The organism is Faecalibacillus intestinalis, from assembly GCF_003024685.1.
Taxonomy (GTDB): domain Bacteria; phylum Bacillota_I; class Bacilli_A; order Erysipelotrichales; family Coprobacillaceae; genus Faecalibacillus; species Faecalibacillus intestinalis.
The window spans coordinates 69,783-94,976 of the sequence record NZ_PYLQ01000003.1 but is presented as its reverse complement, the minus strand read 5'-3'; the positions used below and the strand labels follow the sequence as shown (position 1 = coordinate 94,976).

Below are 25,194 nucleotides of genomic sequence, written 5' to 3'. Positions count from 1 at the left end.
AAAAGAAGCGTAAAACACTTCTAAATTAATGAAAATCCTAAAAAACTAACCACCATCATAATTACACCAGCAAGTAAAACTCCTAGCATAACAGCAATCGTTGTTGATTTAAAATCCATATCTAAAATACTAGCTGCAAGTGTTCCTGTCCATGCACCTGTCCCTGGAAGTGGAATTCCTACAAATAATAATAAAGCAACAAAAGTACTTCTTCCTACTTTTTCTTGAAGTTTTTTTCCACCTCTTTCACCTTTGTCTAAACACCAAGTGAAAAATTTACCAATAACTGGTTTATCGCAACCCCATACTAAAACCTTTCTAGCAAATAAGTAAATAAAAGGTACAGGTACCATATTTGCTAAAATACAAACAATATAAGATGGAATAATTGGTAATCCTAATCCTTGAGAAACAGGAATTGCTCCTCTAAGTTCAATTAAAGGTACCATTGATATTAATGCAATATATAAATAATTCATCTAAAATCTCCTTTTTAACATTCTCATTATAACAAACCAAACGGATTTGACAACATCCTTTTATTTTCTACGATATGCAACTTGGTTAAAAGTATACTTGTCTACACGATAATAAGTATACCCATATTCAATACATTTACCATTATGTAAGCATGTAATCGATAAAACTCTGAGCAAAGGTGTCACTGGATCGACTTGTAAATATTTTCCTAGTTCTTCACCCGCTAAAACCGCATCAATTTGTTGATCGGAAAAAGCAATATGTAAATTGAGATCATTTTCAAAATGATTAAATAAAGATGTACTGGATACTTCTAAAGGAATATCTCCTGTTAAATCATAATTACAGTAATCATCTTCAAAACATAAAGGCTCTCCGTTTACAAGTCTTACACGTTTAACGTGCCATACTTTATTATCTTCTAAAGCCATTTCTTTTTTCATTAAATCTGTAGCTTCTTCAAGTTCATTTAAAACAACATGACTTGTACAATCTTCTTTTTTCTTAGCACAGTCTTCTGTAACACTGTTTAATCCATCAAAACTTTTAAATCTGGATTTTTTACAAACAAATGAGCCAACTTTAGGAACAGAATAGATTATGTTTTCATTGATTAAATCTGTTAAAGCTTGGCGCACTGTCATTCGGGTAACACCAAAAAGTTCACACAAAGCATGTTCACTTTCAATTTGTTCATTTTCATTATATTTTTCATCTTCAATATTTTGAATAATATATTCTTTAATTTTGACATATTGTGGTTTTCTTTTCACCATAACATCATCCCCTCGGCTTGTACTATACCATATATAAACATGTTTTGAAAAGAAAAAGAAGCAAATTTCTTTGCTTCTAAATTTCGCTACCTTCAAATTGTGATTGATAAAGTGAGGCATAGAATCCACCTTTTTCTAACAATTCATCATGATTACCAATTTCTACAATATCGCCATCTTTCATGACAATGATTGTATTAGCATCACGAATCGTTGATAGACGGTGTGCAATAACAAAGCTTGTACGTCCTTCCATTAATTTTTCCATACCTTTTTGAATAAGCACTTCTGTACGTGTATCAACTGAAGAAGTTGCTTCATCTAAAATAAGAATTTTAGGATCTTTTAGAAACGCTCTAGCAATCGTCAATAATTGTTTTTGTCCTTGTGAAATATTTGATGTTTCTTCATCAAGAACCGTATCATAACCATCTTCTAAGGTATTGACAAAATGATCTACATACGCCATTTCACAGGCATTTTTTACTTCTTCATCACTGGCATCTAATTTACCATACATCAAGTTTTCCTTAATTGTTCCATTAAAAAGCCATGTATCTTGTAAAACCATTCCAAACAAACTTCTTAAATCATGTCTTGAAAAATCTTTAATATCATGACCATCAATCATAATTGAACCTTTATTTAATTCATAAAAGCGCATTAATAATTTAACAATCGTTGTTTTTCCTGCACCGGTTGGACCAACAATAGCAACTGTTTGTCCAGCATGAACATGCATATTGAAATCATGAATAATTGTTTTTTCTGATAAATAACCAAAATTAACTTGATTGAAAGTAACTGAACCATGTAATTTTTCAACTTCATCTGTTTCAATTTTAACGGTTTCAGCTTCTAATTCTTCTTCCTCTAAGAATTCAAAAACACGTTCAGCTGCGGCAGCTGTACTTTGTAACATATTCATTGTTTGCGCAAGTTGGGCAATTGGTTGATTGAATTGGCGTACATATTGAATAAACGCTTGAATATCACCAATTGTAATCGTATTACCCCCTGCTAAAAAACCACCTAATAAACAAACACTTACATATCCTAAGTTTCCTACAAAGTTACTTAAAGGTTGCATTAAACCTGATAAAAATTGAGATTTCCATGCTGAATCATAAAGTGCATCATTATATTCATTAAAAGTTTTAACAGAATCTTCTTCCCCATTAAAGGCTTTAACAACATCATGAGCACCATACATTTCTTCAATATGACCATTGACATCTCCTAAGCTTTTTTGTTGTCTACTAAAATACTTTTGTGAATGTTTCATAACAAACATAATAAGTAACATCGAAAGTGGTAAAACAAGTACCGCAATCAATGTCATTTTTACAGAAATGGTAAGCATCATAATAAAGATTCCAACAACTGTAACAGAAGATGTAATCACTTGTGATAAACTTTGATTAAGTGATTGGGCAATTGTATCAATATCATTTGTTACCCTACTTAAAGTATCTCCACTAGAATGTTTATCAAAATAACTCAAAGGCATTCTTGACATCTTCTTAGATAAAGAACTTCTTAAATCATAAGCAACTTTTTGTGAAATCGAAGATGTAATAAATCCTTGAATAAAACTAAAAAGTGCACTGACAAGATAGAAACCAACAAGAATCAAACAGATCATACCAATATAATCAAAATCAATTTCTCCTGTATTACTTACCTTCGCCATAATTCCTTCAGATAATTTATCTGTTGCTTTTGCTAGGATCTTTGGTCCTACAATCGTAAATACTGTTGAACAAGCTGCAAAAATAATAACAACCGCTAATTTAAAATAATAAGGTTTTAAATAAACAAATAATTTCTTTAATGTTCCTTTAAAATTCTTGGCTTTTTCACCATTACCTCTCATTCCATGATCCATTGGTCCACGAGGCCCTTGTCTTCTTCTTTCATTACTCATGACTTAGTTCCTCCTTAGATAATTGAGAATAGGCAATTTCTTGATAAACCTGACATGATTTCATTAATTCCTCATGTGTTCCTTTACCAACAATTCTTCCTTCATCAAGGACAATGATTTGGTCTGCATCCATAATAGAAGCAATACGTTGTCCTACTAATAAAACTGTACTTTTTGTCTTTTTAACAAGTTGATTTAATTCTTGACGAAGTTTAGCATCTGTTTTGAAATCAAGTGCTGAAAAACTATCATCAAAAATATAAATATCTGGATTTTTCGCAATAGCACGAGCAATCGCAAGTCTTTGTTTTTGACCACCAGAAACGTTTGTTCCACCTTGTGAAATTTCCATATCAAAACGTTCTTCTTTTTGATCAATAAATTCTTTTGCTTGAGCAATTCGAATCACTTCTTCTAATTCTTCATCTGTTGCCTCTGGTGCACCATATTTTAAATTAGAACGAATTGTTCCAGAAAATAAGTTTCCTTTTTGAGGAACAAGTCCAATACGATCACGTAATTCATGTTGTGTCATCTCACGAACATCAACCCCTGCAACCTTAATATTTCCTTCACTGACTTCATAAAAACGAGGTACTAAATTAATAAGTGTTGATTTTCCTGAACCAGTAGAGCCAATAAAAGCTGTTGTTTGTCCTGGTTTAGCAACAAAATCAATATCTTTTAAAACCGGTTCACTCGCCCCTGGATAAGCAAATGAAACATGATTAAATTCAACAAGTCCTTTTTTACTTTCATCTAAAGCAACTGGATTTGTTGGATCTTGAATTGTTGGATTAGTTTCAATAATTTCATAAACACGATTAGCAGCAACACTAGCTCGAGGTAACATAATAGCAATCATTGCAATCATTAAAAAGGCCATAATAATTTGCATTGCATATTGCATAAAGGCCATCATTTGTCCAATTGCTAAATTACCTAAATCGATTTGTTTAGAACCATAATAGACAATGACTAAAGTAACGACATTAAAGATAAACATCATAATTGGCATAATAGAAGCCATTGATCTATTAACAAATAAGTTTAAATTTGTAACATCTTTATTGGCTTTATCAAAACGATCTTCGCTATGTTTTTCGTTACCAAAAGCACGAATAACAAGCATTCCTGATAAATTTTCACGCATTGTGAGATTTAAACGGTCAATTAAATTTTGAATAATTTTGAATTTTGGCATAACTACAGCAAACGCAACCGCCATCACACCAAAAATAACAAGAATAACAACTGCAATGATCCATGTCATTGATGGTGATTCTTTTAAAACTTTAATTAAAGCCCCAATACCAATAATTGGTGCAAAACATACAATACGTAAAAGCATCATTGTCACCATTTGTACTTGAGTAATATCATTTGTTGTACGGGTAATTAATGAAGCTGTAGAAAAATGATTGAATTCTTCATTGGAAAAACTTTCAACTTTTTCAAAGACATCTTTTCTTAAAGCACGAGCAACTCCAGCCCCAACTTTTGTCGCAAAGAAAGCAACTGAAATTGCAGCCACTGTTCCAAGTAAAGCAATTCCTAACATCTTTAAACCTGTTTTAAAAATATAATCGGTTTGTACTTTGTCAATGTCAGCACCTAATTTTTTATATTCTGCTTTAACACCATTACCAGCAGCAATTTTTAAAGTACTTTCTCCCATGGTATCCATCTTTTTATCAATGTCTTCAAACATCTTTGCTTTTTGACTTTCATCCATAAAAGAAATAGCGTCATAAATCGTCATATTTGGAGGTAATTGTCCAAATTTTTCTTGATACTCTTTACTAGAAGTATCCATACTATCAAGCGAAGTAATAATTAACATCGGTTTCATTAAAATACTTTCTAACTTACTTTCTTCATCACTTGATAAATCTTTCAATTGATATACTGTTTTGCCTTTAGCCTTAGGAAATGTATCAATGATATCTTGATTGACTTTACTAATTTTTTTATAATCTTTTTTTACTGTTTTTTGATCTTTTTGATCAACAAACAATAATAAATGTTGATAAGTTTCTTCCGTTAAAACATCTGAAACAGGTGAAGCAAATCCTCCCGCTTGAATTCCTACTGAAATAATATCACTCATATAATCTGGTAAAGTTAATTCTGTTTGCGCTTGTACAAACAACAAACAAATACAAGCTAAAATCAAGTACCAGAATTTCTTTAAATATCCTTTAATCTTGAACATCTAACTCCTCCTTCATTAAACGAATATTCTTTTCAAAGATTTGACAATACGTTTTCATTCTATCTAAATCTTCTTTATTTATTCCTCCAAATAAGCGTGTTGTAAACATTTTCATATCATCTTTACAACTTTTAATTTCTTCTTTTCCCTTTTCCGTAATATGTAATGAGACATTTCTTTTATCATGTCTACTTACAACTTTTTCAATAAAACCTGCTTTTTCTAAACGTTGTAATCTTACTGATAAAGTAGCTGGTGTAATTTTTAAACGTTCTGCAAGAATTTTTTGATTAGGATGACCAAAATGATCAATAAGACCTAACAAATAACACTGATCAGCAGATAATCCTTCCCTATTGCTTTTTTTACTAGTAAGTTCTTGAATATTTTTATGGAGAGATTTAAATTGTAAAAAGATTTCTTTAATATCCTCAAATTCCAATAGTTCCATAAGACACCTCCTATTAGTTAGTATACTAAACATTATAGTTAGCGCACTAATCAATGTCAATATATTTAGTACACTAATTATTTTTTTATAAAAAAAGAAGGAGTCTTAACTCCTTACTTGTCCATTTCCATAAATCATATATTTTGTAGAAGTAATTTCCTGTAAACCAAGTGGGCCTCTGGCATGAAGCTTTTGCGTTGAAATACCAACTTCTGCCCCAAAACCAAACTCTCCCCCATCACTAAAACGTGTAGAAGCATTATGATAAACACAAGCTGAATCTAAAGAATCCATAAAATATTTTGCTGTTTCTTTATTTCCGGTAATAATCGATTCTGAATGTTTTGTTGAATAGTTATAAATATGTTCAATCGCTTCTTCAATATCATCTACAACTTTTATATTACAAATATAATCATCATATTCTGTAGCATAACTTTTTTCAGCAGCTTCTAAACAATCAATGATTTTTCTTGTTTTTTCATCACCATAGATTTGTACATTTTTAAATATTTCTTGAAGTTTTGGTAAAAATTCTTGAGCTACTTTTTGATGAACAAGAATCGTTTCAATTGCATTACATACAGATGGTCTTTGGATCTTTGCATTTTTTGCAATTTCTAAAGCCATATCAAGACTAGCATCTTGATCAACATAAAGATGACAAATTCCTGCTCCTGTTTCAATTACTGGAACAGTTGCATTTTTAACAACATATTGAATAAGCCCTGCACTTCCACGAGGAATAATGACATCTACATAATCATGGGCTTGAATTAAATCTAAAGTTTCTTCACGCTTTTTTGTTTCAATAAGAGTAACCGTATGTGTTGGTAAAACATCTTGAATAGCCTCATTTATAATTTGAACTAAGATGCGATTTGAATGAATGGCTTCTTTACCACCTTTTAAAACACAAACATTGTTTGTTTTAATACATAAACTGGCAATATCTACTGTTACATTAGGTCTTGATTCATAAATTACCCCAATCACTCCTAAAGGAATTCTGATTTGTTGAATCACTAAACCATTGGGTCTTTTAATTTCTCTTACAAGAGTTCCAATAGGATCTTGTAAATCAATTACTTTTAAAATATCTTTTGCCATCGCTTCAATACGTTCTTTATTTAATAATAAACGATCAACCATCGATTCTTTAATACCATTATTTTTAGCTTCTGCAATATCTTTTTGATTTTCTTGAATGATCAATTCACTTTTTTGAATTAATGCCTCAGAAATATTTTTTAAAGCTTTATTTTTTACTTTCGGTTTAACATTTTGCATAAAACGACATGCTTTTTTAGCTTCTTTAAGTTGTTCCTTAATCATAATTTCACCCCTTATTAATGACTAGATTATCTGCATGAATCACTTCATCATAATCTTTATAATGTAAAATACTTTCTATTTCATTACTATGATGATCTTTAATCAATTTTAACTCATCACTTGAATAATTCGTAATACCTCTAGCAATGAGTTGTCCTTTAAAAGAAAGAACATCAATGATACTACCTTGCATAAATGAACCTTCAACTTCTTTGATTCCTTTAGGTAGTAAACTTGTATGTGTTTTTAAAGCCTCACATGCACCATCATCAACAATGACTTTTCCCTTAGGAGAACTACGATACATGATCCAATGATCTCTAGCACTTAAAGTACGCCCCGCTTTTCCACTAAAATATGTTCCAATTTGTTTTCCTTCTAATAAATCAATAAGAGCTGTTTCATTATTGCCATTAACGATGGCCATATCTCCTCCATAATCATTAACGATTTTTGCAGCACGTAATTTTGTCACCATCCCACCTGTACCAAATTGACTACTTGAATCTTTCGCATAGTTCATAATTTTATCATCCACAAGTTCAATATCACTTAATAATTTTGCATTGGAATTGGTATGAGGATTATCATTATAAAGTCCATCAATATCTGAAACTAAAACAAGTAATTGTGCATCCACAATAGGTAATAGTAAGGCAGATAATGTATCATTATCTCCTACTTTGATTTCATCTACCGCTAATGTATCATTTTCATTAATAATAGGAATCACATCATAATCTAAAATAGAAGATAAAGCATAGCTTAAATTCATCAAACGTTTACGATGATCAAAATCATCATGATTTAATAAAATCTGTGCACATTTTAAATGAAACAATGAAAATAAATCTTCATAAATTTGCATCAAATGAGCTTGTCCAATAGCCGCAAGTGCTTGTTTTTTAGAAATTTCTTTAGGTTTTTCACTTAAATTTAAAACACCCATTCCTGAAGAAATCGCTCCTGATGAAACAAGTGTTACTTTTAACCCTTTACGTTTTAAAATAGCTATTTGTTGGATGAGTTTTAAAATTCTTTCTTTATCTAGTTGTCCATCTTCATTACACAAAGAAGTCGAACCAATCTTTATAATAACATGTTTGACATGTTCTAAATTTCTCATGTTTACACCTACTTTTCATTTTTTCTTATTATACAGAAAAGAAAGGCAATTGACAACAAGTGAATACATTTGAAACACTTTTATAGCTATTATAATTTTTTATTATTATCTTTCATATATCTAGATAAATGATAAAATAGAACATATTATTAAGGGGGAAAAAATTAAAATGAATCTCATTATTCCAGAAAAATATGATCCTGTGTTATCTTTAAGACAAACACAAGAAGCAATTAAATACATAAGGGATACATTTCAAAAAGAATTTGGAAGAGCTTTAATGTTAGAAAGAATTTCAGCACCTCTTTTTGTCCAAAAAAGCAGTGGTTTAAATGATAACTTAAATGGTGTTGAAAAACCTGTTTCTTTCCAAATCAGTTGTTTTGAAAACGATGATATTGAAGTCGTTCATTCTCTTGCTAAATGGAAAAGAATGGCACTTAAAAAATATGGTTTTGGTGTTCGTGAAGGACTTTATACAAATATGAACGCTATTAGAAAAGATGAAGAAGTTGATAACCTACATTCTTACTATGTTGATCAATGGGATTGGGAACGTGTCATCGAAAAAGAAGATCGCAATATTACAACATTAAAAAATCATGTTAAAAAGATTTTTAAAGTCATTAAACATATGGAACATGAAGTTTGGTATAAATACCCTCATGTTGTTAATCGTTTACCAGATCGTGTCCATTTCATTACTGCACAAGAATTAGAAAATCAATATCCTGATTTAGCAGCTAAAGAAAGAGAAAATAAAATTTGCAAAGAATTCGGGTGTGTCTTTGTTATGCAAATCGGTAATGTTTTACAAAGTGGACAAAAGCATGATGGACGTGCACCAGACTATGATGATTGGAAACTCAATGGTGACTTGTTATTCTGGTACGAACCATTACAATGTGCCTTAGAAATCTCATCAATGGGTATCCGTGTGGATGAAAATTCTTTAGTTGAACAATTAAAGAAAGAAAACTGTGAAGATCGTTTAAATCTTCCATATCATCAAGCCATCGTGAATAAAGAATTACCTTACACTATCGGTGGTGGTATTGGTCAATCAAGACTTTGTATGTTACTTTTAAATCGTGCTCATATTGGTGAAGTACAAGCAAGTATTTGGCCTCAAGAAATGATTGATGAATGTGAAAAAAATAATATTCATTTATTATAAAAAAAATCTATCCATGCGATAGATTTTTTATGTCTAAATAAATAATAAAGGATTCCTACAAAAATAAGGAATCCTAAAATAAAGAAAGCAAATAACCCACTTATAACTCCACAAAGTAAGACTGTCATCAATAATATGATTATAATATAAACTAAAAGAAATATTTTTTAAATTTCCTACCATTTCCTTTAGGAAATGTACTCTTTGTTTCTTTTTTTATCTCTTGTTTAAAATCATCAACAACTTGTTTGTTTTGTTTTTGTTGTTTCATCTTCAAAATGAATAATTACTTTTTCTTCTTTCATAGTTTTTCTCAAAAAAAAGAATTATAGCTTAAAGCTATAATTCTAATGTATCACTCTTTTTATATCATAAATTCCTTGAATACGTTCAAGATTAGCAATTGCACGATTTAAATGTTCAGCATCATCAACACCAATCTTTAATTTAATTAAAGCTCTACCATCATCTGATGCATCCGCATGAATATTTAAAATATTGATTTTCATTTGTCCTAAAACCGTAATAATATCATTTAATAAATTTGTACGATCTAAGCCATCAATTTGTAAATCAGCATCAAATTTCAAATTAGAAAGTGATGCAAAATCCCAATAAACATCAATTAAACGGCTTTGAATTTCTTTTTGTTTAATATTTGGACAATCCACACGATGAACTTTGATTCCTTGTCCTTGAGAAACATAACCAGTAATTTGATCTCCAGGAATTGGATTACAACATTTAGAAAGTTGAATCTTTAATCCTGAAACACCTTTAACAACAACTCCATTATTAGATGTCGTTTTTTCTAATTTTTCTCTTTGTTCATTATTTCTTTGTAAGATTTTAGATAAGTTATCAAAGAAACCTGTTTTCTTTGGATTTACTTTTTCTAAAAGTGTTGCTACTGAAAGATTTTTCTTTCCAATAAAATAGAAAATATCATCTAAACTTCTTGCTCCAAAAGCACCTAAATATGTTTTGTAAGTTTCTGGATCCAAGAATTTCTTTTCATCAAGTCCACGTTTTTTGATTTCATCTTTTAAGATTTTCTTACCATCTTCAATCGTATCTTTCTTAGTTTCAGCTTCTTTTTTAGCGAGGAAAGTACGAATTTTATTACGAGCTCCTGCGGTTCTTACAAATTTCAACCAATCTTCACTTGGTCCAGCGGATTGTTTGTTGGTTTTGATTTCACAAACATCCCCTGTATTTAATTTTGTATCGATAGGCACCATGACATTATTGACAATCGCACCAACTGTATGATGTCCTACTTCTGTATGAATACGATAAGCAAAATCAACTGGTGTTGAACCGTTAGGAAGTTCAACAATTTTTCCTTGTGGCGTTAAAACATAAACATTGGCTTCAAAAATATCACGAGAAATGGAGTCATAATATTCTTTGGCATCGCCATCTTTGATATCATCTGACAAAGAAATAAATTCTCGTAACCATTGAAGTTTTTCTCCAATTTCTTTTTGTTCCGCTTTGGCAGAATAACCTTTGCCTTCTTTATAACGCCAATGAGCAGCAACCCCAAGTTCAGCAAGCTCATCCATTTCTTCAGTACGAATTTGGATTTCAAAAGTATTACCATCTTCACCAATAACAGAAGTATGAAGTGATTGATACATATTTGGTTTAGGCATAGCAATATAATCTTTAAAACGTCCTGGAATTGGACGATAATGATCATGAATCAATCCTAAAACACTATAACAATCAAGTTTATTTTGTAAAATAATACGGAGTGCATAAAGATCATAAAGTTCATCAAAACGTTTATGTTTTTTAAACATCTTCTTATAAATACTATAGATAGATTTCGCACGACCTAAAATACGATATTGATAATGATTTTCCTTTAATAAGTTTTCAACTTCTTCCATCATCTTCGCCACAGATTCTTTCCGCTCATCTTGTTTTGTTTGAAGAAGTCTCGCAATATCATGATAAGCAATTGGATCTAAATAAGATAAAGAAAGATCTTCCAATTCTGTTTTAATATCGCTCAACCCTAAACGATGAGCAATCGGTGTATAGACTTCTAAAGTTTCTCGAGAAATACGTTTTTGTTTTTCTGGGGGCATGAATTGTAATGTACGCATATTGTGTAAACGATCGGCAAATTTGATCAAGATAACACGTATATCTTTAGCCATCGCAATATAGATTTTACGATGATTTTCAGCATATACATCTGCTTCATCTTTAAATGGCATTTTAGAAATCTTCGTAACACCTTCAACAAGGGTCGTTACTTCTTCTCCAAATTCTTTCACCATTTCTTCACGTGATACATCACAATCTTCCATGACATCGTGTAAAAGACCCGCTGTAATGGTAAGTGGTCCTGTTTGTAATGTTGATAAAATATAAGCAACCCAAATCAAATGAATTGTATAAGGTTCTCCACTTTTACGTTTTTGTCCTTCGTGTTTAACCATGATATAATCATAAGCTTTTTTAATAAGCTTCATATCATCTTCATTGGTAATATAGCGTCTACATGATTCATAGACATCTTCTATAGTGACTTTATCTCCAGCTTTTTTAAACTCTTTCATATTATAACCCCCTCATATGATAAAAGAGAGTTTCCTCTCTTTTATTTAATAAGTTAATACTGAATAGACATTATAGTCTTTTAATTTTTCTCTACCTTTTAGAGCTTCAAGTTCAATTAAAAAGGCAATTCCTACAACTTTACCACCAAGTTGTTCAACAAGTTGAATAGTTGCTTCAACTGTTCCACCTGTAGCAAGTAAATCATCAATAATAACAACATTTTCACCAGGTTTGATACTATCGGCATGAATATGAACTTCATTTTTTCCATATTCTAAATCATAACTTGCTGAAACTGTTTCTCTTGGTAATTTTCCTGGTTTTCTAACAGGTACAAACCCTGCATTTACTTTGTAAGCAACAGGACATCCAAATAAAAAACCTCTTGCTTCAGGACCAGCAACAACATCTACTTGAACTCCAAGTCCATCGATCCATTTAGCGAATGTGTCAATTGATTCTTTATAAGCTTCTTTATCTTTTAATAAAGGTGTTACATCTCTAAAGATAATTCCTTCTTCAGGGAAATCTTTAATATCTTCAATATATTTTTTAAAGTCCATTTTATGTACTCCTCCTATTTCTATTATAACAAACTTTTATTATCAAGGAAACTATTTCATATCCTCTATAATCATATTTATTGATTCTGTATTTAAATATTTATTAATTTTTAAAGTTCCTATTAAAGAAATTGTCTTTTTTTGTTGTAATTGCTCAATTTCATTCGAACAATTAAAATAAAGTGCTTGTAAATTACCTTTATTTAAAGGAATATCGAAACGTAAATGTTTCCCATCAGATAATACACGACTGGTAAAATTCGTAATATCTTTTAAAACAAATTTCATTTCTTCATTACATTGACCATACGGCTCTAACAACTCTAATTCTTTAACAGCTGGTAAAGTAAGCTCATTTAATTCAATTTGAATCCCTTCAAGAACTTTTTCATTAGAAAAAGTATGTGTTGTTAAGTAGGTATGCAATGTTTCTTTTAAAGTTAACACTTCATCTTTAGCTACTTGAAAGCCACCCGCTAAAGCATGTCCACCATATTGTACAAAATAATCTTTTAAATCATCAAAGATTTGATTTAAAGGAATACTTTCAATACTTCTGGCACTTCCTCGATACACTTCATTTTTTTCATCGTATTTCATCACAAAACTCGGCTTTTGAAATTCATGAGTATACTTTCCCGCAATTAAACCTACGATTCCTTCATGAACTTCTTGATCATAGCTGTATAAAAATTCATCTTTTTGGCTATTTTCTAAAATGTTTTTGTATTGTTCATTTGTAAGAGATTGTCTTTTACTATTGATTTTTTTAGCGTATTGAGAAATTTGGATTGCAAATTTTTGATCGACATCCTTTAAAAAATAACGTACTAAATGATTTGGATTAACAAGTTCTGGTAGTCTTCCAAAGGAATTGATTTTAGGTGCAATATTAAAACCTAAAGTTGTTGTATTATATTTTTGATTTTCACCAATTAAAAGTTCTAATTGAAGATATTTTTCTTCATTCATAAATTGCAGACCTCGCGAAACAAGCGATTTATTTTCATCAACTAAAGGCATCATATCTGAAATGGTCGTAATAGCTGCTAAAGAAAATAAATATTTATCATGTTTTCCAAGCAAACTACTGGCAAGTTTATACGCTAAAAAACCTCCACATATTTCTTTAAATGGATAATCCGGTGACATTTTTGTATGAATGATTGCACATGCATCCGGCAATTCGTCATAATCATGATGATCAATAACAATAACATCAATACCAAGTTCATTCGCTAAATCAATAGCTTCATACGCTTTAATACCATTATCTACTGTAATTAACAAAGAATACCCTTTTTCATACATTTGTTGAACTCTTTCTTTATTTAGTCCATAACCATCTTCAAAACGATTAGGAATATGATACCCTACTTTTTTCCCTAATTCTAAAAAAGCTTGAACAAGAATGGCTGTTGACAAGATTCCATCACAATCATAATCTCCATAAATACATATTTTTTCATCATTTTCCAAAGCTTCTTGTATACGATCTAAAACTAAATCCGCATCTAAAAACAATGAAAAATCATGATAAATCAATCTTTTTGAAGTATGTCCTTGAACATCTTGTTCATTATATTTTCTTTGTGCAAAAATCTTTGCAAGTAAAGAATGTATTGAATACTTTTGCATATATTCATTATAGTTATGTATTTCTTTTATATCCCAGTTCATAAAATCTCCTTAAATAAAAAATAGTTGTTACCAACTATTTTGAAATGAATTCTTGAAATGCTGCTAAATCGAGTGTACTTGCTTCTTTAACTGCTTGTATACTTAAATAATCAAAAATTTCCGAAAATTGTAAATTCATTACATTATCAATAATATCACACATTGGTAGACTCTTTTGAGATTTCCATTTAATATTGAATAAATAATCTCTTATTTCTTTTTCGGATATATTATCTATTTTTTGCTTACGAAACTCATGAGCTTTTAATTTGATTAGAAAATCTAAATCATATTTACCAAATTTATAATCCAGTTTTTCATTCATGATAAACCAACTCCCACTTCGTCTATTATAGATGAAAATTCGACATAAAGGAAGTCTTTTATGAAAAGAAAACTTATCAATTCATTCATTATTCTTTCCGCTAGTTCAGCTATCTCTAAAATATTTAGTATTTTAAATAGAATGTTGCTTTCCAGGCTTCTTCCTTTAGAAGCTATGTCATTATATCTTGTCATTATGCCAACACTTTCTTTGTGTTTAACACTTGGACAGGTTGGGATTCCTTCTGCTGTTTTTCGTCTTATATTACATCCAAAATATAAAAACTACAAAGTCATTATTACCGCAATTATTCTATCCTTTTTTTCTGTCATTGTTATTTGTGGAACCCTCTTTATTTTAAGTCCTTTCATTGCTCATTCTTTATTAAAAAACGATTATACTCTTTATCCCATTTTATCCTTTTTAATTTTTATTCCATTGATTGCTATCAGTGGTATTATTAAAAACTATTATTTAGCCAAAGGGCATGTCTATGTCATTGCTAAAAGCCAAATTGTCGAAGAAACTTCACGCTTATTATTTACCTATTTATTTTTAGAAACTCCTTTAAGTTCATCCTTACCTTTTTTAGTAACAATCGCTTATTTATCAATGAGTTTTGGTGAATTGATGTCAATTATCTATCTACTCCTTTTAAGTCGTAAAAGATATTCTTTTACTCCTTTAAAAAACATAAACAAGCAAAACTTGATTATGAAAGATCTTTTAAACATTTCTTTACCTTTGACAGGTTCACGTCTTTACCATTGTTTTATGAATTTTTTAGAGCCCATTCTTTTAATTCATGTTTTAACTCGACTTGGTTTAACTCAAAACTTTATCCAAGACCAATATGCCATCCTTTCTGGCTATGTCGTCTCGATGCTTGTCACGCCTACTTTTTTTTGTACGATCATCTATCGCCTCTATTTGCCTATTGCTACAGATGATCTTTATTATCATAAAAGTAATACTTTTTTACATCTTCTTTATGCTTTACTTATTTGTTTTCTTATCGGTCTTCCTTTTACTTTAATTTTCTATTTTTTTCCAAAACGATCCCTTATGATTCTTTACAATACAACAAGTGGCTATCAACAATTAAAATACATGTCTTTTCCTTTTTTACTCTTTTATTTACAAACGCCCCTTTCAACTATCCTACAAGCTAAAAATAAAAATAAAGTGATGTTTATCATCTCTATGATTGAATGTACTTTAGAAATTATCTTAACTTATACTTTATCTCATTATCTTTATGTTAACGCTATTTTGATTAGTTTATTTACAGGATTGATTACAACCTTAACTTTAAGTGCAATTTATTGTTTTAAAATAATAACAGACACTTCTTTATCTTGAAGTGTCTAATTTTTTTAACCAATTTGAAAATACTTCTAAACCTTCTTTAACAATTTGTGGATCATTTGCAAGTCCAAAACGCAAATGATTTTCCACATCAAAACAACATCCCGGTACAAAGAAGACCCCTGTTTCTTCTTGTAACTTTTCACAGAAAGTATTTGAATCTATTTGATAATCGTATTTTAGGAAACAAACTGTTCCATATTTTGGAATAACACAAGAAAGATGAGGATGAGCTTTTAACCATTCTTTCAAGTAACACTTATTTTCTTCTAAAATCTCACGATTTCTTTTTAAAATCTCTTTACTATATTTTAAAGTAAGTGCCCCTAAATAATCATTGATTGGTCCACTACTAATAATTGAATAATCACGTCTTTCATTGATTAAACGAATAAGTTCTTTATCTTTTGTTTTGATCCAACCAATACGAAGTCCAGGAGTTGATAAAACTTTAGAAAGTCCTGAGGTTGCTATTCCTTTTTCATAAAGATCACTAATGGATTCTTCTTGATAAAGTCCTCGATAGATTTCATCCACAAGAACATAGAGATCATGCTTTTTACATATTTGAATCAGTTGTTGCATTTCTTCATGATTTAAAGTTGTTCCAGTAGGATTGTTTGGTAAATTCAAACAAATCATTTTTGTATTTTCTCTAATATTTTTTTCTAATTCTTCAAAATCGATTTTCCATTCATTTTCTTCTTTTAAATGAATAAAATCAACTTCTACCCCTAAAGATTCAGGAAAACTATAAAGTTGTTGATACGTTGGTAAAAATGATAAAATATGATCATTTGTTGAAAGTAATGTCATTAAAACAAGTTCATTGGCATTGACACCACCATGGCAAATAGCAATTTCTTCATCATCACCACTTTGATATAAACTTAAAATACCTTTTTTTAATTCATGAGAACCTTCAATAGCACCATAATCTAAAGAAAGATTCATTAAATCTTCTAATGAATCTTTTTTATCATACGCTAATAATTCCTTTAAAGTTAAAGATTTAGCAACTGTATCTGCCAAGTTATAGCGACAGTTATTTTCATGCAAAGTCATATAAGACTCTACTTCAAAACGTTGTAGTTTCATTAGTGCATAACCTTCTTTAAGAAATCTTGAGCACGTTCAGTTTTAGGATTTTCATAGAAAGCTTTTGCATCATTTTCTTCAACGATTTTACCATTTTCTAAGAAAATAACACGATCTGCAACTGTTTTAGCAAAGCCCATTTCATGAGTAACAACAATCATTGTCATTCCTTCTTTAGCAAGTTGTTGCATAACTTCTAATACTTCAATAACCATTTCTGGATCCAAGGCACTTGTTGGTTCATCAAAAAGCATGATTTCAGGGCTTGTACATAAGCTTCTCGCAATCGCTACCCTTTGTTTTTGTCCACCTGAAAGTTTATTTGGATACTCATCTTTTTTATCTAATAAACCAACTCTTGTAAGATAGTTACAAGCTATTTCATTGGCTTTTTCTTCCTCCATGTGACGTACTTTTGTAAGTGAAAGTGTTAAGTTTTCTAAGACTGTCATATGTGGAAATAAATTGAAATGTTGGAAAACAAATCCCATTTTATTTCTTAATTCTTGATAATTAGATTTCTTTGGATCTAATACTTCCCCATTAAGGTATACATGTCCTGTTTCTGGTACTTCTAAACCATGAATACATCTTAAAACTGTACTCTTACCTGAACCAGAAGGTCCAATTAAACACACAATTTCTCCTTTTTTTACTTCAAGAGAAACATCATCAACTGCTTTTACTTTTTTAAATTGTTTTGATATATGTTCAACTTTAATCACTTTCAGCTAACCTCTTTTCTACATATCTACCTAAATAAGAAATACTAATTGTCATAATTAAATAATAAACTGCAACAATACAATAAGGTGACATAACATCATAATATTGTGCCCCCACTACTTGAGCTGATTTTAATAATTCAACGGCACCAATACAACTGATCAATGAAGAATCTTTAATCAATGTAATAAATTCACTGATCATTGGTGGAATAATTCTTTTAAACGCTTGTGGTAAGATAACAAGTCTCATTGTTTGTTTATGAGAAAGTCCTAAAGTTTCACAAGCTTCCCATTGTCCTTTATCAACTCCATTAATTCCACTACGAATAAGTTCTGTCGAATAAGCCCCACTGTTAATAGAAATAGCAACAGCACCAATTAAAAAGACATTAATTCTTAAAACATTTCCTGTAAACGCTGTATAAATAGATGGAATAACTGAGAATAAAATCAAGATTTGAAGTAACATTGGTGTCCCACGAATGACTTCAACATACACATTTCCAATAATTCTAAAAATTTTATATTTAGATCTTTTTGCTGAAGATCCTAAAATCCCAAAAACAATACCAAATAAAAGGGATACAGCAGCGAGTAAAAGTGATACTACTGCACCCTTAGCAAAGTAAAGTAAGTTTTCAGGAGTAAACACTTTTGAAAAAGCTACAAACATTTCTATACCCCTTTTCTATAATTTTTTATTTTTCTAATGGTGATAAATCATATTTTTTACATAATTTATCGTAATCTTTTGAAGCTACGAATTTTTTAATACATTTATTCATTAATTTGATCATTTTTGTATTACCTTTTTTAGCGATAACATAGTTCTTTTCATCCATTAATGAACCATTTAATTGTGTAAAGTTTCCACTAGATACATATTGTTGAGCAACACCTAAATCAACGATTGCTGCATCATATTGATTACTTGCTAAACCATTGAAAATATCTTGTACGTTTTTCATTGAAACAACATCAGCATTTTCAACTTCTTTGGCAGCTTGTTCACCAGTAGCTCCAGTTTGAGCAGCTAATTTTTTACCAACCAATTGATCATTTGAAGTAATTGAAGAACCATTTGGTACAACAGCAACTTGTTGAGTTCCTAAATATGGATCAGACCATTCAACAACTCTATCTTCACTATAAGTAAAACCAGAAATACCCAAATCAATTTGATCCCCTTGAATTTGAGTAACAATGTTATCAAAATCCATTTGTTTGAATTCTAAAGAATAAGTTTTACCTTCCATATCAGATAAATAACCTTCAAATAATTTGGCCATATCCACGTCAAAACCAACGATTTCACCTTTTTTGTTTAATGATTCATAAGGTGCATAATCAGGTGATGTCCCAATTGTAATTGTCACATCGGCATCATTTTTACTGCTTGATGAACATCCAGCAATAGCACAAGTCATCACAAGTGCTAACATTAATTTTAATACTTTTTTCATATTCTTTTCCCCTTTTCTACCCAATAAAAAACGTCTCCTAGCGATTGCTAAGAGACGAAAGATTCCGCGGTACCACTCTTGTTGATATGATAAACATATCCACCTCACCGTTAAAGCTGGTTAGCTTGTTATCCTATGTATTCAGATAACCCCCTCCAAAGTGCGCTTCATTTTATTTTCAATATCTAATTTCCACCAACATAGACTCTCTAACATATCCAATAAAACTACTCTCTTTTTCATTGAGTTTATTTATATACCTGTATTATAGATAATATTTAAGCTTTGTCAACATTCCTCGATTATTTTTTTGATAAAACTTTTTCATTAAAAGAACGTACTGCCTTCATTGCTTTTTCTAAAGGAGCATTCATTTCTTGTAATTGTTCTAAAACATCATCGAGTTGTTGATTGGTTTCTTGAATACTGTCTCTTGTATCTTGAACTGTTTGCTTGGTTTTCTTTTTGGCATCACCACTATGAAGTAAAAAGAAAATACCTAAAGACATACATACAAAAATACCAATAATGATTAAAAAATCTTTAATTAGTTCCATAATCTCACCCATCTTTAGTATAGCCTATTTTGTTTAATCAATCCAGCCAAAATGACGACAAGCATATTCAATACCGTCATCATCATTTCTTTTGGTTATAAAATTTGCGACTGCTTTGACTTCATCGATTGCATTACCCATAGCAATACCTAAAGGAGCTTGGTCAATCATAGAAATATCATTTAAGCCATCCCCAAAGACCACAATATCCTTTTCGTTTCCCTTTAATAAATGAACCATTTCTAAAATACCTTTATATTTATCTGCTGGTTCGATGATGATTTGTCCTTTAAAATAACGCATATATTCCAAAGTTCCTAAATCCAATAATTTTTCTTCTTGTTCACTACATTCAATAAAAACCTTATAAATTTCCTTTACTTGATGAAAATCTATACTTTCATCAACAACTAATTTTACCGGAAGTTTTTGATCTTTTTGATCACTTTGATTCGTATACAAAACAGCTTCATTTCCTAAAGCAACTGCAAATGGGAAATGATGTTCAATACATTGATCAATGACACGATTGGCTTGAACAAAATCTATCGGTTTAATATATTGAAGTTCATTATGTAAAGTAATACCATTTCCCCCATCTGTTACTAAACAATCAATATGGGCTTCTTTAGCAGCATCCATCGCCATATATTGTGCTCTTCCTGTCGCAATAGCAACAAAATGCCCATTTTCTTTTAACTTATCTAACGTACGATATGTGCTTTCTAAAATCTTTCCTCCTGGATTATCATCTAAAAGTGTTCCATCAATATCAAAAAAAATATATTTTCTTTCCATGTTACTTTTCTCCTTTAAATTGCATATTATATAATCTTGCATAATTTCCATTTAATTTCATCAATTCTTCATGGTTTCCTTGTTCTTCGATGCCATTTTCCGTTAAAACACAAATATGTTTGGCATTTTTAATCGTTGATAAACGATGCGCAATAACAAAAGTTGTACGATCTTGAGATAATTTTTCTAAAGATTCTTGTACAATACTTTCACTTTCATTATCTAATGCACTTGTTGCTTCATCAAAAATAAGAATTGGTGGATTCTTTAAGAAAACACGTGCAATCGAGATACGTTGTTTTTGTCCACCTGAAAGTTTGACTCCACGTTGTCCACAATCCGTATCGTAACCTTCTTCTAATTCCATAATAAAATCATGAGCATTCGCTTTTTTAGCGGCTTCAATGACTTCTTCATCACTCGCTTCTAAATTTCCATAACGAATATTATCCATGATGGTTCCTGTAAATAAGTAAACATCTTGTTGAACAATCCCAATATTTTCTCTTAAAGATTGTTGTTTGATTTCTTTGACATTGATTCCATCAATCAAGACATTTCCTTTCGTTGCTTCGTAAAAACGAGGAATCAAAGAACAAATCGTTGTTTTACCAACTCCTGATGAACCAACAAAAGCAATATACTCTCCTGGTTTTACATCCAAGTTAATATTATTTAACACATAAGGTGTTTGTTCATTATAGCGAAATGAAACATGATCAAACATGACATTCCCTTCAACATGTTGTAATACAACTGCATTTTTTGTATCTTGAATATCTGGTTCAATTTCTAATATTTCCATAAAACGTTCAAAACCAGTAACACCTTCTTGAAATTGTTCAGTAAAGTTTAAAAGTTTTTTTACAGGATCTATTAAGTTCGTGACATAAAGTAAAAAGGCAATTAAATCTGCAACATTAATACTTCCATAAGAAATAAATAAGGTTCCAAAAAAGATAACCGATACTGTAATTAAACTTGTAAAAGAAGTAAGTCCTGCATTGTATCTTCCCATATAATAATAACTATTTTTCTTAGCACTTACATAATGTCCATTTTGTTTATCAAAACGTTCTAACTCTTGATCTTCATTCGCAAAACTTTTAACAACACGAATTCCTGATAAATTGTCTTCAATGCGTTCATTGATATCACCAATTCTCTCTTTATTTCTTTTAAAAGCTGTTTTCATCTTTTTATTATAATACCAAGCAAATAAAAACATAAATGGTAAGATTGCAAATAAAATTAAAGTCAGCTTAACATTAATATAGGAAAGTAAAATAAAGGCCCCTATAAACTTAATAATTGAAATGACAATATCTTCTGGTCCATGATGATAAAGTTCAGTTAAAGAAAATAAATCATTCGTTAGACGTGACATCAATTGTCCTGTGTTTTGTTCATCATAAAAGCGAAAAGATAATTTTTGATAATGACTAAATAACTCATTACGTAAATCTCTTTCCATATAGACACCCATGACATGTCCTAGATAACCTATAAAATAATTACAAAAATATTCAACAACGATCAAACAAAGCATAAAAAGTCCTAATAAATAAATTTTAGAATAATCAATTTTTGGTTGATTTAAAATCGTTCCTGTAATATAGCGTGTAATCATAGGATAAACAAGTGTGATAGCTGCCGAAACCATCGCACAAAACATATCTTTAAAAAACAAAACCTTATAGTTTGTATAATAAGATAAAAATTTCTTCCATCTTCCTTTCATATTAAAACACCTCCTTCATATATTTTTACAAAGAATGATTATTTTTTCTAGTTAAAAATGATTATTTTTAAAATATGAAAAAGGAGGCTTTTTCATGAACCAAGTTTCTTGGACTTCTATTCTAATCGGTCTGGCACTTTTTTTATTTGGTATCGACTATCTTTCTCTTTCTTTACAAGAACTTTCACCAACCCGTTTAAAAAATCTTCTTGCTAAATGTACTTCTTCTACTTTTAAGGCTATTCTAATTGGTTGTTTTATAACTTGTATCATTCAATCAAGTTCTGCCACAACTGCTTTAACAGTGAGTTTAATCAATGCAAACCTCTTGACCTTTTCGCAAAGTATTGGCATTATTATGGGAGCCAATATTGGCACAACCATAACAGCGATTATTGTAGGTTTTGATCTTTTTCAATATGCTTCTTTCTTTTTGATTATTGGTGCTTTTTGTTTATTATTTTCTAATCATCCTAAAATAAAAGGCCTTGCACAAATTCTTTTTGGGCTTGGTTGTTTATTTTATGGATTAGAACTTATGTCAATGCATCTTGAAGCTATTACTAAACTTCCTGAATTTATGAAATTAGTAACACTTTTTACAAATCATCCAATTCTAGCCATGTTTGGTGGAGCCATCACAACTGCTCTTATTCAATCATCAAGTGCCATGATTGCTATTGTCCAACAAATGTATCATTTAAAAGCTATTTCCCTTTATGTTTCTATTCCTTATATCTTTGGTTGTAATATCGGTACAACCATTACCGCTTTTCTTTCTGCCCTTAAAACCAATTCATCTGCCAAAAAAGCCGCCCTCTTTCATTTTCTCTTCAATGTAATTGGAACTACTTTTTTTATGATTTTCCTGACTCCTTTTTATCATCTTTTTTTAACATTTCGCTTTTATATTCCTATTTCACCTCGTCTGCAACTCGCTTTTATTCATGGCTTCTTCAATATTGTTACTACACTCCTTATTTTTCCTTTTTATAAGCCTATAATTACATTGATTGAAAGTTGTTTCAAAAAGAATTGTTAAGGTTTTGTAAAGAAACTTAACATAATCTTTACACAAATTTAACATTCCTTTAAAATGAGACGTATAGGAGTGTGATTTTATGACATTAGCAGATATCAATTGGCCTTTAATTCTGGCAGGGCTTGGCTTATTTTTATTTGGTATCGATTATATGGGTGATGGTTTAAAAAGTTATGCCGGAGATAAATTAAAGGACATTATTGATAAATACACCTCAAGTCCTGTAAAAGGAATTTTAATTGGGGCTTTAGTTACGTGTTTAATTCAATCAAGTTCAGGAACAACAGCCCTTACAATTGGATTGATTCGTTCTGGTTTAATGAATTTAAATCAAGCAGTAGGAATTATCATGGGGGCCAATATTGGAACAGTTATTACTTCTGTTTTAGTTGGTTTAAAGATTTCTAAATATGCGGTTTATTTCATTATTATTGGTGCGTTTGTTTCTATGTTTTCTAAAAATAAAAAGTCAAAATACTTATCACAAATTATTTTTGGATTTGGTTGTTTATTCTATGGATTAGATTTAATGGGTAACAATTTATCAATGATTTCTGAAGTTCCAGAATTTACACAAATTACAGAATTCTTAATGAAAAGTCCTTGGCTTGGTTTACTTGGTGGAACAATTCTTACATGTGCGATTCAATCATCAGCTGCAACGATTGCCATTGTTCAACAAATGTATGGTGCCGGCGCTATTGGTTTAAATATTGCTTTACCATTTTTATTTGGATCAAATATTGGAACAACGATTACAGCGGTTCTTGCCTCTATTGGGGGATCTATTCCCGCTAAAAGAGCAGCGTTCTTCCACGTTTTATTTAACGTCATTGGTTCTGTTTTATTTATGATTGTTTTATCACCATTTACAATGTTGATTCAATATATTAATTCAGTAAGTACCATGTCTCCTGAATTACAACTTGCAGTAGCTCATGGTATCTTTAACATAGTAACAACCATCTTGTTCTTTCCATTTATTAATAAGATTGTTGTTATTATTAAAAAAATCATTCCAAATCATTCAAAAGAATTACAAATGGATTTATCAGAATTAGATCCTCATGTGGTTCAATTGTTCCCTTCTCATGCTTTAGCTATCGCTAAAAACAAGATTTTAGAAATGGGTGCTATTACTGTTGAAGCTTGTGAAAATGTTAAAGAATACTTTATTTCTAAAAGTTCTACTGCAAAAGAAACAGTTGAAGAATTAGAAAATGCAATCAACTTATTAGATAAAAAGATTTCAGAATACTTATTACTTATTTCACACGAACAATTAAACGATCATGATTCAAAAGAATATTTTGCTGATATGAAATCAATTAAAGATCTAGAACGTGTCGGTGATTTATGTATTAACTTAACTCAATTCTTTGAAGCTGTTTATGATGAAAAAGATGATTTTTCATCAGAAGCTAAAGATGACATTATCGCCATGATCAATATGGATATTGAAATGTTGAATCATGCAATGGTTGCTTTTGATAAACATGATTTAGATGATATTATTTATGTTGATGATCATGAAAGTAATTTAGATTATTATAATAAAAAAGCAAAACAAAGACATATTCAACGTGTTACTAATAAAACTGAAAAATCAGTTATTGTCAATTCTACATACGTTGATATCTTATCTAACTTAGAGCGTATTGGTGATCATTGCCAAAACATTGCTGAATCATATATGTTAGAAGAAGAAAACTTCAAACCAGATTATGAAGTTGATTCTGCATTTAATCAATAGTCATGGATTTCCAT

At 30.2% G+C, this 25,194-nt stretch carries 22 protein-coding genes and 1 other annotated feature; of the genes, 4 read left to right on the top strand and 18 right to left on the bottom strand.

Annotated features, from left to right (window positions below):
- Nucleotides 1-20 precede the first annotated feature (20 nt).
- From C7U54_RS03560 to proB, 7 genes are all read right to left on the bottom strand, one after another.
- Entirely contained in the window at nucleotides 21-479 is a 459-nt protein-coding gene (locus tag C7U54_RS03560) for a COG2426 family protein (protein WP_022001761.1), read from the bottom strand.
- 60 nt (nucleotides 480-539) lie between these two features.
- A complete protein-coding gene (locus C7U54_RS03555) occupies nucleotides 540-1,256 on the bottom strand; it encodes a GntR family transcriptional regulator (RefSeq protein WP_022001760.1) in 717 nt (238 codons plus the stop codon).
- 76 nt (nucleotides 1,257-1,332) lie between these two features.
- Nucleotides 1,333-3,183, bottom strand: coding sequence for an ABC transporter ATP-binding protein (locus tag C7U54_RS03550; RefSeq protein WP_107029336.1), 1,851 nt, complete (start codon nucleotides 3,181-3,183; stop codon nucleotides 1,333-1,335).
- Complete coding sequence (locus tag C7U54_RS03545) at nucleotides 3,176-5,398, bottom strand: ABC transporter ATP-binding protein (protein ID WP_107029335.1); 2,223 nt, start codon at nucleotides 5,396-5,398, stop codon at nucleotides 3,176-3,178. The genes C7U54_RS03550 and C7U54_RS03545 overlap by 8 nt, the downstream gene beginning before the upstream one ends.
- A complete protein-coding gene (locus C7U54_RS03540; protein WP_158548221.1) occupies nucleotides 5,385-5,849 on the bottom strand; it encodes a MarR family winged helix-turn-helix transcriptional regulator in 465 nt (154 codons plus the stop codon). The genes C7U54_RS03545 and C7U54_RS03540 overlap by 14 nt, the downstream gene beginning before the upstream one ends.
- A gap of 105 nt (nucleotides 5,850-5,954) precedes the next feature.
- Nucleotides 5,955-7,184, bottom strand: coding sequence for a glutamate-5-semialdehyde dehydrogenase (locus tag C7U54_RS03535; protein WP_107029333.1), 1,230 nt, complete (start codon nucleotides 7,182-7,184; stop codon nucleotides 5,955-5,957).
- A gap of 4 nt (nucleotides 7,185-7,188) precedes the next feature.
- On the bottom strand, nucleotides 7,189-8,310 hold the full coding sequence (gene proB, locus C7U54_RS03530) for a glutamate 5-kinase (RefSeq protein WP_107029332.1): 1,122 nt from the start codon (nucleotides 8,308-8,310) through the stop codon (nucleotides 7,189-7,191).
- A gap of 169 nt (nucleotides 8,311-8,479) precedes the next feature.
- On the opposite strand from proB, the gene asnA reads away from it, so the two are divergent.
- Complete coding sequence (gene asnA / locus C7U54_RS03525; RefSeq protein WP_107029331.1) at nucleotides 8,480-9,487, top strand: aspartate--ammonia ligase; 1,008 nt, start codon at nucleotides 8,480-8,482, stop codon at nucleotides 9,485-9,487.
- A gap of 347 nt (nucleotides 9,488-9,834) precedes the next feature.
- On the opposite strand, the gene C7U54_RS03520 is transcribed toward asnA, so the two are convergent.
- Genes C7U54_RS03520 through C7U54_RS03505 form a run of 4 tightly spaced genes read right to left on the bottom strand, consistent with a single transcriptional unit; the run spans nucleotide 9,835 to nucleotide 14,632 of the window.
- Nucleotides 9,835-12,063 (bottom strand): RelA/SpoT family protein, encoded by a 2,229-nt coding sequence (locus C7U54_RS03520; protein WP_107029330.1) that lies wholly within the window; start codon nucleotides 12,061-12,063, stop codon nucleotides 9,835-9,837.
- A 45-nt stretch (nucleotides 12,064-12,108) separates the two neighbouring features.
- Entirely contained in the window at nucleotides 12,109-12,627 is a 519-nt protein-coding gene (locus C7U54_RS03515; RefSeq protein WP_022001752.1) for an adenine phosphoribosyltransferase, read from the bottom strand.
- A 51-nt stretch (nucleotides 12,628-12,678) separates the two neighbouring features.
- Nucleotides 12,679-14,307 (bottom strand): single-stranded-DNA-specific exonuclease RecJ, encoded by a 1,629-nt coding sequence (recJ, locus tag C7U54_RS03510; RefSeq protein ID WP_022001751.1) that lies wholly within the window; start codon nucleotides 14,305-14,307, stop codon nucleotides 12,679-12,681.
- A 34-nt stretch (nucleotides 14,308-14,341) separates the two neighbouring features.
- The gene (locus tag C7U54_RS03505; RefSeq protein WP_022001750.1) at nucleotides 14,342-14,632 is read right to left on the bottom strand and encodes a post-transcriptional regulator; all 291 of its coding nucleotides are present in this window, start codon (nucleotides 14,630-14,632) and stop codon (nucleotides 14,342-14,344) included.
- Between the two features lie 60 nt (nucleotides 14,633-14,692).
- Between C7U54_RS03505 and C7U54_RS03500 the strand changes: the two genes are divergently transcribed.
- Nucleotides 14,693-15,994 (top strand): oligosaccharide flippase family protein, encoded by a 1,302-nt coding sequence (locus C7U54_RS03500; RefSeq protein ID WP_107029329.1) that lies wholly within the window; start codon nucleotides 14,693-14,695, stop codon nucleotides 15,992-15,994.
- Here C7U54_RS03500 and C7U54_RS03495 read toward each other — a convergent pair.
- The 7 genes from C7U54_RS03495 to C7U54_RS03465 all read right to left on the bottom strand — a co-directional run bounded on the left by C7U54_RS03495 (nucleotide 15,986) and on the right by C7U54_RS03465 (nucleotide 22,385).
- Nucleotides 15,986-17,098, bottom strand: a complete 1,113-nt coding sequence (locus C7U54_RS03495; RefSeq protein WP_022001748.1) for an aminotransferase class I/II-fold pyridoxal phosphate-dependent enzyme — start codon at nucleotides 17,096-17,098, stop codon at nucleotides 15,986-15,988. The genes C7U54_RS03500 and C7U54_RS03495 overlap by 9 nt on opposite strands.
- Nucleotides 17,098-17,823, bottom strand: a complete 726-nt coding sequence (locus tag C7U54_RS03490) for an amino acid ABC transporter ATP-binding protein (protein WP_022001747.1) — start codon at nucleotides 17,821-17,823, stop codon at nucleotides 17,098-17,100. Before C7U54_RS03490 ends, C7U54_RS03495 begins: the two co-directional genes overlap by 1 nt.
- The gene (locus C7U54_RS03485) at nucleotides 17,816-18,499 is read right to left on the bottom strand and encodes an amino acid ABC transporter permease (protein WP_107029328.1); all 684 of its coding nucleotides are present in this window, start codon (nucleotides 18,497-18,499) and stop codon (nucleotides 17,816-17,818) included. The genes C7U54_RS03490 and C7U54_RS03485 overlap by 8 nt, the downstream gene beginning before the upstream one ends.
- Nucleotides 18,500-18,524: 25 nt before the next feature.
- On the bottom strand, nucleotides 18,525-19,289 hold the full coding sequence (locus C7U54_RS03480; RefSeq protein ID WP_022001745.1) for a transporter substrate-binding domain-containing protein: 765 nt from the start codon (nucleotides 19,287-19,289) through the stop codon (nucleotides 18,525-18,527).
- Between the two features lie 47 nt (nucleotides 19,290-19,336).
- Nucleotides 19,337-19,541 (bottom strand) — a binding site (T-box leader).
- A gap of 50 nt (nucleotides 19,542-19,591) precedes the next feature.
- Nucleotides 19,592-19,846, bottom strand: a complete 255-nt coding sequence (locus C7U54_RS03475) for a hypothetical protein (RefSeq protein ID WP_107029327.1) — start codon at nucleotides 19,844-19,846, stop codon at nucleotides 19,592-19,594.
- A gap of 33 nt (nucleotides 19,847-19,879) precedes the next feature.
- Nucleotides 19,880-20,644: an HAD-IIB family hydrolase gene (locus C7U54_RS03470; RefSeq protein WP_107029326.1), complete on the bottom strand. Its 765-nt coding sequence runs from the start codon at nucleotides 20,642-20,644 to the stop codon at nucleotides 19,880-19,882.
- A gap of 1 nt (nucleotide 20,645) precedes the next feature.
- Nucleotides 20,646-22,385 (bottom strand): ABC transporter ATP-binding protein, encoded by a 1,740-nt coding sequence (locus C7U54_RS03465; protein WP_107029325.1) that lies wholly within the window; start codon nucleotides 22,383-22,385, stop codon nucleotides 20,646-20,648.
- Nucleotides 22,386-22,479: 94 nt separating this feature from the next.
- Here C7U54_RS03465 and C7U54_RS03460 point away from each other — a divergent pair, with 94 nt between their 5' ends.
- Together C7U54_RS03460 and C7U54_RS03455 are read left to right on the top strand one after the other, a co-directional pair.
- The gene (locus C7U54_RS03460; protein ID WP_107029324.1) at nucleotides 22,480-23,427 is read left to right on the top strand and encodes a Na/Pi cotransporter family protein; all 948 of its coding nucleotides are present in this window, start codon (nucleotides 22,480-22,482) and stop codon (nucleotides 23,425-23,427) included.
- Between the two features lie 79 nt (nucleotides 23,428-23,506).
- Nucleotides 23,507-25,180, top strand: coding sequence for a Na/Pi cotransporter family protein (locus tag C7U54_RS03455; protein ID WP_107029323.1), 1,674 nt, complete (start codon nucleotides 23,507-23,509; stop codon nucleotides 25,178-25,180).
- Nucleotides 25,181-25,194: the final 14 nt, after the last annotated feature.